This window comes from Microbacterium aureliae (assembly GCF_054780155.1).
In genome coordinates, this window is sequence record NZ_BAAGWW010000003.1 from 141,287 (window position 1) to 149,816 (window position 8,530).

At 72.7% G+C, this 8,530-nt stretch carries 9 protein-coding genes; 1 reads left to right on the top strand and 8 read right to left on the bottom strand.

Features of this window, described 5'->3' with window-relative positions:
- Positions 1–2: 2 nt before the first annotated feature.
- From ACYVF4_RS12920 to ACYVF4_RS12955, 8 genes are read right to left on the bottom strand one after another with little or no spacing between them, the layout of a single operon-like run.
- Positions 3–578, bottom strand: a complete 576-nt coding sequence (locus ACYVF4_RS12920; protein ID WP_460723428.1) for an NUDIX domain-containing protein — start codon at positions 576–578, stop codon at positions 3–5.
- Positions 575–2,302, bottom strand: coding sequence for a CTP synthase (locus ACYVF4_RS12925; RefSeq protein WP_460723430.1), 1,728 nt, complete (start codon positions 2,300–2,302; stop codon positions 575–577). The genes ACYVF4_RS12920 and ACYVF4_RS12925 overlap by 4 nt, the downstream gene beginning before the upstream one ends.
- A 14-nt stretch (positions 2,303–2,316) precedes the next feature.
- On the bottom strand, positions 2,317–4,011 hold the full coding sequence (gene recN, locus ACYVF4_RS12930; protein WP_460723432.1) for a DNA repair protein RecN: 1,695 nt from the start codon (positions 4,009–4,011) through the stop codon (positions 2,317–2,319).
- A complete protein-coding gene (locus tag ACYVF4_RS12935) occupies positions 4,008–4,961 on the bottom strand; it encodes an NAD kinase (protein ID WP_460723434.1) in 954 nt (317 codons plus the stop codon). Before ACYVF4_RS12935 ends, recN begins: the two co-directional genes overlap by 4 nt.
- A complete protein-coding gene (locus ACYVF4_RS12940) occupies positions 4,958–5,758 on the bottom strand; it encodes a TlyA family RNA methyltransferase (protein ID WP_460723436.1) in 801 nt (266 codons plus the stop codon). Before ACYVF4_RS12940 ends, ACYVF4_RS12935 begins: the two co-directional genes overlap by 4 nt.
- On the bottom strand, positions 5,755–5,907 hold the full coding sequence (locus ACYVF4_RS12945; RefSeq protein ID WP_460723438.1) for a hypothetical protein: 153 nt from the start codon (positions 5,905–5,907) through the stop codon (positions 5,755–5,757). The genes ACYVF4_RS12940 and ACYVF4_RS12945 overlap by 4 nt, the downstream gene beginning before the upstream one ends.
- 39 nt (positions 5,908–5,946) lie before the next feature.
- The gene (locus tag ACYVF4_RS12950) at positions 5,947–6,987 is read right to left on the bottom strand and encodes an HAD-IIA family hydrolase (RefSeq protein ID WP_460723440.1); all 1,041 of its coding nucleotides are present in this window, start codon (positions 6,985–6,987) and stop codon (positions 5,947–5,949) included.
- Complete coding sequence (locus tag ACYVF4_RS12955) at positions 6,987–7,664, bottom strand: hypothetical protein (protein WP_460723442.1); 678 nt, start codon at positions 7,662–7,664, stop codon at positions 6,987–6,989. Before ACYVF4_RS12955 ends, ACYVF4_RS12950 begins: the two co-directional genes overlap by 1 nt.
- 6 nt (positions 7,665–7,670) lie before the next feature.
- Here ACYVF4_RS12955 and ACYVF4_RS12960 point away from each other — a divergent pair, with 6 nt between their 5' ends.
- Positions 7,671–8,423: a hypothetical protein gene (locus ACYVF4_RS12960; RefSeq protein ID WP_460723444.1), complete on the top strand. Its 753-nt coding sequence runs from the start codon at positions 7,671–7,673 to the stop codon at positions 8,421–8,423.
- Positions 8,424–8,530: the final 107 nt, after the last annotated feature.

Genomic DNA, 8,530 nt, shown 5'->3' on the forward strand with positions numbered 1-8,530 from the left:
CCCTACCCCGCGGCGCGGCGCAGCGTCTCGGCGGCGGCGAGGACGCCCGCCATCAGGATGCCGTTGCGGAAGCGGCCGGTGAGGATCCCGTCGACGACCTCGGCCAGCGGCACCCACTCCAGGCGGATGTCGGCCTCTTCGTCCTCGCGCGGGTGGGTGGCCGGGTGCGCGCTCAGGCCGCGGGCGAGGAAGATGTGCACGACCTCGTCGTTGCCGCCGGGCGTGGTGAAGGCGCTGACGAGCGGCTCGCAGGACGTCGCGACGAGGTCGGCCTCTTCGGCGAGCTCGCGGATCGCGGTCTCGCGCGGCGCCTCCCCGTCGACATCGAGCAGCCCCGCAGGGATCTCCCAGTCGCGATGGCGGATCGGATGCCGGTACTGCTGGATCAGCAGCACCCGCTCGTCGTCGTCGACGGCGACGACCGCCGCCGCGCCCGGGTGGTCGACGTACTGGCGGACGATGTCGGCGCCGGCGTAGCGGATCGTGTCCTCACGGACGTCCCACACCCGGCCGGTGTAGACCAGGTCGCTCGCGGCGACCTCGACCTCGACGGGCTCGTCGTGCAGGTCCACGCTCACGCGACCGGTTCCTGCGCCTGCACGTACGGCTCGTCGTCGAACAGCTCGCTCGCGCGGTGGCGCTCCAGCGCCGCGCCGACGAGTCCCCGGAACAGCGGGTGCGACTCGGTGGGCCGCGAACGCAGCTCGGGGTGGGCCTGCGTGGCGATGTAGTACGGGTGGACGTCGCGCGGGAGCTCGACGAACTCGACGAGGTCGAGGTCGGGGTTCAGTCCCGAGAAGACCAGGCCGGCGTCGGCGATCTGCTGCCGGTACCGGTTGTTGACCTCGTAGCGGTGGCGGTGGCGCTCCTGGATCGTCTCGGCGCCGTACACCTCGGCGGCCAGCGATCCGGGTGCGAGCGCGGCCGGGTACAGTCCGAGCCGCATCGTGCCGCCCAGGTCGCCGCGGTCGAGGATGTCGACCTGCTCGGCCATGGTGGCCACCACGGGGAACTCGGTGTCGGGGTCGAACTCGCTCGAGGACGCGCCCTCGAGTCCCGCCATGCTGCGGGCGTACTCGATGACCATGCACTGCAGGCCCAGGCAGATGCCGAGGGTGGGGATGCCCTGCTCGCGCGCGAAGCGCAGCGCGCCGAGCTTGCCCTCGATCCCCCGGATGCCGAACCCGCCGGGCACGACGATCCCGTCGACCGCGCCCAGGGCCTTGGCCGCGCCCTCGGGCGTCTGGCATTCGTCCGAGGGGATCCAGCGGATCTTCACATGCGTCTCGTGGGCGAATCCGCCGGCCTTGAGCGCCTCGGTGACCGACAGGTAGGCGTCGGGCAGGTCGATGTACTTGCCGACGAGGCCGATCGTGACCTCGTGCTTGGGGTTGTGCACGGCGCTGAGCACCCGCTGCCAGCGGGACCAGTCCACGTCCGCCGCTCGGCTGAGACCCAGCGCCCGCACGATGTACTCGTCGAGTCCCTGGTCGTGCAGCATCGAGGGGATGTCGTAGATCGAGGGCACGTCCACGGCGTTGACGACGGCATCCTCGTCGACGTCGCACATGAGCGCGATCTTGCGCTTGTTGGAGTCGGTGACGGGACGGTCGCTGCGCAGCACGAGCGCGTCGGGCTGGATGCCGATGGAGCGCAGGGCCGCGACGGAGTGCTGCGTGGGCTTGGTCTTCTGCTCACCCGACGCGCCCATGAAGGGCACGAGCGAGACGTGGACGAAGAAGACGTTCCCGCGGCCGAGCTCGTGGCGGATCTGGCGGGCGGACTCGATGAACGGCTGCGACTCGATGTCGCCGACCGTGCCGCCGATCTCGGTGATGATGACGTCGGGCTGCGGCGACTCGTCGGCCTGCAGGCGCATGCGGCGCTTGATCTCGTCGGTGATGTGCGGGATGACCTGCACGGTGTCGCCGAGGTACTCGCCGCGGCGCTCCTTGGCGATGACCTGCGAGTAGATCTGGCCGGTCGTGACGTTCGCCGCCTGGCTCAGCTCGATGTCGAGGAAGCGCTCGTAGTGGCCGATGTCCAGGTCGGTCTCGGCGCCGTCGTCGGTGACGAAGACCTCGCCGTGCTGGAACGGGTTCATCGTGCCGGGGTCGACGTTGAGGTACGGGTCGAGCTTCTGCATGACCACGCGGAGTCCGCGGGCGGTGAGCAGATTGCCCAGGCTCGCGGCCGTCAGGCCCTTCCCCAACGACGAAACGACACCGCCGGTCACGAAGATGTGCCGCGTGGTGCCGTTCGAAGAACCGTCCGAAATACCTGCTGAATGAGTTTCCGCCACGGGCTTCGATCCTATCAGTCAGGCTGGACGCGAAGGCCCAGCAACTCTCGGGCGTGGGTGAGCGCGGCATCCGAATCGGGCATGCCCGACAGCAGCCGCGCCATCTCGGCCTCGCGGTCGGGGCCCTCCAGGCGACGGACATCGGATGCCGTCACCGACCCGTCGCTGGCCTTGACGACGGTCAGGTGGTTCGAGGCGAACGCGGCGACCTGGGCGAGGTGGGTCACGGCGATCACCTGCGCCGATTCGGCCAGGCGCGCCAGGCGCCGCCCGACCTCGATCGCCGCGGCGCCGCCGATGCCGGCATCCACCTCGTCGAAGACGAACGTCGGGACGGGGTCCGTGCCGGCGATGACGACCTCGATGGCGAGCATGACGCGGCTGAGCTCGCCCCCCGACGCCCCGCGCGAGACGGGGCGGGGCGTCGCGCCCGGGTGCGGGGCGAGCAGGATCGTGACGTCGTCGCGCCCCGACGCGGACTCGGCGCCCGGCGCCACCTGGACGGTGACCGTCGCGTCGGGCATCGCGAGCGCGCGCAGCTCGGCCGTCACCGCCTCGCCGAGCCGTGCCGCCGCCGCCGTCCGCGCTTCGGTGAGGGCGGCGGCGAGATCGTCCAGAGCGGATGCCGCGGCATCCCGCTCCGCCGTCAGCCGCTCGATGCGGTCGGAGTCGTCGTCGAGCTCGAGCAGGCGCGCCGAGCCCGTCTGCAGCAGGTCGAGCGCGGCGTCCACGCTGCCGTGGGTGCGGGCGAGGGCCGCGAGCACGGCCCGCCGCTCCTCGACGGCGGCGAGCTCGTGCGGCCCGGTCTCGTCGAGGTCGGCGAGGTAGCCGGACAGCGACGCGGCGAGGTCGGCGGCGCGATACCCGAGGTCGGCGAGCTGGCCGGCGAGGTCCTCGAGCAGCGGGTCGTGCGCGGCGCGTTCGAGCTCGCGGCGCGCGGCGGCCAGCAGCGACTGGGCGTCGGGGCCGCCGGTCTCGCTCGAGAGCGCGTCGTGGGCGGTCGCCGCGGCCAGCCGCAGCTCTTCGACGTTGGCCAGGCGCTCCGCGCGGATCGTCAGCTCGGTGTCCTCCCCCGGCTGCGGATCGGCCTGCTCGATCTCGGCGATCTGCGCGCGCAGCAGCTCCGCCTCGCGGGCGCGGGCGTCCCGGTCGCCGACCAGCTCGTCGAGCTCGCGGGTGAGGGTGCGCAGGCGTTCGAAGACCTCGGCGTACGCGGCGCGGGCGGCGTGGATCCCCTCGCCGCCGAAGCGGTCGAGCGCATCGCGCTGGGCGGTGCCCGACCGCAGCCGCAGCTGGTCGGACTGGCCGTGGACGACCACGAGCTCGTCGGCGAGGTCCGACAGCACGCCCGCGGGCGCGGCCCGGCCGCCCACCGACGCACGGCCGCGGCCCTCGCTCGAGATCGAGCGGCCGACGAACAGCTCGGCGCGGCCGTCGCCGAGCGGCTCGAGCTCGCCTCCGGCATCCCGCACGCGCTCGGCGACCGCACCGTTCTCAGGCACGATCCACACGCCGTCCACCGACGCCTGCGCGGCGCCGGCGCGGACGGCGCCGGAGTCGGCGCGCTGGCCCAGCAGCAGCCCGAGCCCGGTGACGACCATGGTCTTGCCCGCGCCGGTCTCGCCGGTGATCGCGGTGAAGCCGGGTCCGATGGGCAGCGTCGCCTCGGCGATGACACCGAGGTCCCGCAGGCGCATCTCTTCGATCACGGGGCGCCGCCGACGGTGTCGACCGCGTCGGTGCCGTTGCCCGGCGACGGTCCGCGCCAGCCGGTGACGGGGAGGCGGAACTTCTGCACGAGCCGGTCGGTGAACAGCGCCGGATGCAGGCGCGCCAGCCGCACGGGGACGGGCGAGCGGCGGACGACGACCCGGGCCCCGGGCGGCAGGTCGTGCGAGCGGCGGCCGTCGCACCACAGCACGCCGTCGCCGGTGCGCTCCAGCAGCTCGATCGCCACGGCGTGGTCGGGGCCGACCACGAGGGGCTTGGCGAACAGGGCGTGCGCCGACAGCGGCACGACGGCGATCGCCTCGACCGTCGGCCAGATGACGGGACCACCCGCCGAGAAGTTGTAGGCCGTGGACCCGGTGGGGGTGGAGACCACCATCCCGTCGCAGCCGAAGGTCGACAGCGGGCGGCCGTCGACCTCGACGACGACCTCGATCATGCGCTCGCGGCTGGCCTTCTCGACCGTGGCCTCGTTGAGCGCCCATGTCTCGTACACCACGGCATCCCACGAGTCCTTCACGCGGATCTGCAGGGCCATGCGCTCTTCGACGCGGTAGTCGCGGGCGATCACGCGCCGGACCGCGTCGTCCATGTCGTCCCGCTCGATCTCGGCGAGGAAGCCGACGTGGCCCATGTTGATCCCGAGCACCGGCGCCGTCCCGCCCCGCACGAGTTCGGCGGCGCGCAGGATCGTGCCGTCACCGCCCAGGACGATCGCGAGCTCCACGTCTTCGACGGCGACGTCCTCGCCCAGCACGGCCGTCTCGGCGAGGTGCGGGGCGATGGCGGCGAGATCGCGGTGGTCGTCAGCGGCGAGGACGGGCACCGCGCCGGCGCCGCGCACGGCGGCGATGACGCGGTCGGCGGCCTCGACGGTCTCGTCGCGCCCGGCATGGGCGACGACGAGGATCCTGCGCTCGTCGTGGGTCATCTGCTCCCCGTCAGTCGGTTCACCGTGCTCGACCATTCTGCCGGAGTGCTCCCCCGCCCCGGCGCGAGGTGGACGATGTACTCGGCGTTTCCGCGCGTGCCGAGGATCGGGGAGGAGACGATCCCGAGGGTGCCGAGGCCGGCATCCCACGCCTTCCACAGCACGCCCGACACGGCGTCCGCACGCAGGTCGGGGTCGGTGACCAGCCCGCCCTTGACCGCCGTGCGGCCCACCTCGAACTGCGGCTTGACCAGCAGCACGATGTCCCCGCCCGGCGCGATGACGTCGCGCACCGGCTCGAGGACCAGGCCGAGCGAGATGAACGACAGGTCCCCGGTGACGATCTGGGGCGCGTCGTCGATTCCGGATGCCGCGGCCAGCGACTGCGGAGTCATGTAGCGGACGTTGAACCCCTCGATGGGGATCACGTGCGGGTCGGCGGCGACCACCGCCGCCAGCTGGTCGTGCCCGACGTCGACGGCCACGACCGGCGACGCGCCGCGCTCGCGCAGCACCTGGGTGAACCCGCCCGTCGAGGCGCCCATGTCCAGCGCCGGGCGGTCGGCGACGTCCACGCCGAAGGCGTCGAGGCCGGCGATCAGCTTGTGCGCTGCGCGGCTGACGTAGTGGTCGGCCCCGGCGACGGTGAGGACGGCATCCGGTCCCACCTTCGTCGAGGCCTTCACCACCGGTACCCCGTCGACGCTCACCAGGCCGTCGGCGATGAGCCCCGCCGCGTGCGTGCGGGAGCGCGCGAGTCGCCGGGCGGCGAGGGCTGCATCCAGGCGTTCGCTCACGGGCGCGACGTGCCCGCCGGGCCGGCCTCGAGGCGGCGCGCGAGCGCATCGTGCAGGGCGTCGTAGGCCTCGGCGCGGCGCGCGAGCGGCTGGGCTTCGATGATCTCGAGGTCGCTCAGCAGGTCATCCCGCTCGCCGGTGTCGTCCATCGCTTCAGGATACGACCGCCGCCCGGCGGCCGCGGGTCATCACGGCCGGTGGAACGGATCGGCGTAGAGCGCCTCGGGCACGCGGAAGCCGAAGATCGCCCGCCCCGTGCGCCAGATCGCCGCCGCGCCGGCGCGCAGCAGATCGATCTGCCGGTCGCCGGCGGCGAGGATCTCGATGTCGGGACCGTCGATCCGCACCGACGCGCCGCCCACCGTCACGACCTCGTCGCGGATGACGGTGGCCGGGTACGGCTCGTGCAGGTCGCGCAGGTCGGCGAGGATGTAGGCCGGCTGCGAGCCCGCCGGTGCCGCCAGGACATGCTTGGGGCGGTCGATCCCCGTGAGGATCAGCGCCGACGGCACGCCGGCCCGGTTCGCGCCGAGGATGTCGGTGTCGAGCCGGTCGCCGAGGAAGATCGGCTTTTCGGCGCCGAAACGCTGGACCGCCTCGGTGAAGATCGGGACCTCGGGCTTGCCGGCGACGGTCGCCAGGCGCCCGACGGCGGTGTGCACCGCCGAGACGAGCGTGCCGTTGCCGGGGGCAACCCCGCGGGACTGCGGAATGGTCCAGTCGGTGTTGGTGGCGATCCACGGGATGCCGCCCTCCTCCTCGGGGAGGGCGAGGGCGTACGCGGCCTCGGCGAGCTGGGCCCAGCCGACCTCGGGAGCGAACCCCTGCACGACCGCTGCAGGGGTGTCGTCGGCGCTGCGGGTCACGGTGAAGCCGGCCTTCTCGACCTCGACCACGAGGCCCTCTCCCCCGACGACGAGGACGGGTGAGCCCGGTGCCACGCGCTCGGCCAGCAGTCGCATCGCGGCCTGCGGGCTCGTCACGACCTCATCCGGCGCCGTGGCCAGCCCCAGGCCGGTCAGGTGCGCGGCGACGGACGCATCCGTCCGCGAGGCGTTGTTCGTGATGTAACCCAGGCGGCGACCGCCGTCGCGCGCACGCAGCAGGTTGTCGACCGCGTGCGGGATCGCTCCGGCGCCGGCATAGACCACGCCGTCGAGATCGGCGAGGACGACGTCCACACCGTCGAGCGGCGTCGGCTGCGCCTCACGACGCGAGAACAGCCCCATCAGGAGTCCTCCCGGTCGACCTCGCGCAGGAGTTCGTCGACCTCGTCCTGCACGGTCGGCTCGGACTCCTCGGGAGCGATGGGCTCCGCCGGCTCCTCCTCGTCGAGCTCGATCTCTTCGATCTCGTCGACGTCGATGGTCTCGAGGTCGCCCGCCCCGGATGCCGTCTCGAGGGCATCCGCTGCCACGAGGGCGCGCTGGTGCCAGCGCTGCGCCTCGTCGTCACGACCGAGCTCCTCGAGGACGGCGGCGCGAGCGGCGAACAGCGCCGGACTCCACTCGAATGCCCGGTCCGGGTCGAGTTCGGGGATGTCGAGCTCCTGCAGGGCGCGGGCGGCGTCGCCGAGGTCGAGCCGGGCGCCCGACATGGCGATGGCCAGCTCGACGCGGACCGGGGTGGGCAGCGTCGCGCGGTCAACGGAGCGCCCGAGCTCGAGCGCGCGTTCGGGTCGCCCGACACCGCGCTCGCTGTCGACCATGAGGGCGATCTGGTCGTCCTTGCCCGAGATGCGGCGATAGGTGCGCAGTTCGCGCAGGGCCAGGGCGAAGTCGCCGATCGCGTAGGCGGTGATCGCAAGCGACTCGCGGACGACCGCGATGCGGCCGGCACGGCGCGACGCGGCAAGCGCGTGGCGGTGGGCCAGCTGCGGCTCCTCCTCGATCAGCTGGGACGCCATCGCCAGGTGCCGGGCGACCTGCTCGGCGTTCTCCTTGCTGAGCGTCTTCAGCTCGTTGCGGGCACTCGGGTGCAGGTCCCGCGCGGTGATCTCCTCGGGGATCTCGGGATCGTCGTGCCGCGGGCGCTCGGGCCGGATCTCGCCGTCGCGGACGGCACGGTCCGGACGGTCGGCTCCGCCGCGCGTCGGCCGGCCGGTGCCGCGCTTCTCGAACGGGCGACGCTCACCGTCGCGCTTCTCGTAGGGACGACGCTCACCATCGCGCCGCTCGAAAGGCTTACGGTCGCCGTCGCGCTTCTCGTACGGACGACGGTCGCCATCGCGCTTCTCGAAGGGACGACGGTCGCCGTCGCGCTTCTCGAAGGGACGACGCTCACCGTCGCGCTTCTCGTACGGACGACGGTCGCCGTCGCGCTTCACGAAGGGCTTACGGTCACCGTCGCGCTTCTCGAAGGGACGACGCTCACCATCGCGCCGCTCGAGGGGACGACGCTCACCGTCGCGCCGCTCGAAGGGCTTGCGGTCGCCGCCGCGCTTCTCGTACGGCTTGCGGTCGCCGTCGCGCTTCACGAATGGCTTACGGTCACCGTCGCGCTTCTCGTAGGGGCGGCGAACGCCGTCTCGCTTTTCGAAGGGTCGCTGGCCGCCCGGGCGAGCACCGCGCCGGTCGGATCCCCGCCGTGCGCCGGCGTCCTCGTCGCGAGGAGTGTCGTCTGCCATGGCTGCCGATCCTTTCGATCCGACGTTCGGTCGCGTTAACGCGAAATGGCCACCCAGCACTGGGTGGCCATTTCTCGGAAGAAGTCCGGCGGTGTCCTACTCTCCCACAGGGTCCCCCCTGCAGTACCATCGGCGCTGAGAGGCTT

What these genes read in the sequence shown, in the direction of transcription:
- ACYVF4_RS12935 (WP_460723434.1), bottom strand. Translation starts at nt 4,961, where the DNA reads ATGACCCACGACGAGCGCAGGATCCTCGTCGTCGCCCATGCCGGGCGC.
- ACYVF4_RS12955 (WP_460723442.1), bottom strand. Translation starts at nt 7,664, where the DNA reads ATGGCGTCCCAGCTGATCGAGGAGGAGCCGCAGCTGGCCCACCGCCAC.
- ACYVF4_RS12950 (WP_460723440.1), bottom strand. Translation starts at nt 6,987, where the DNA reads ATGGGGCTGTTCTCGCGTCGTGAGGCGCAGCCGACGCCGCTCGACGGT.
- ACYVF4_RS12945 (WP_460723438.1), bottom strand. Translation starts at nt 5,907, where the DNA reads ATGGACGACACCGGCGAGCGGGATGACCTGCTGAGCGACCTCGAGATC.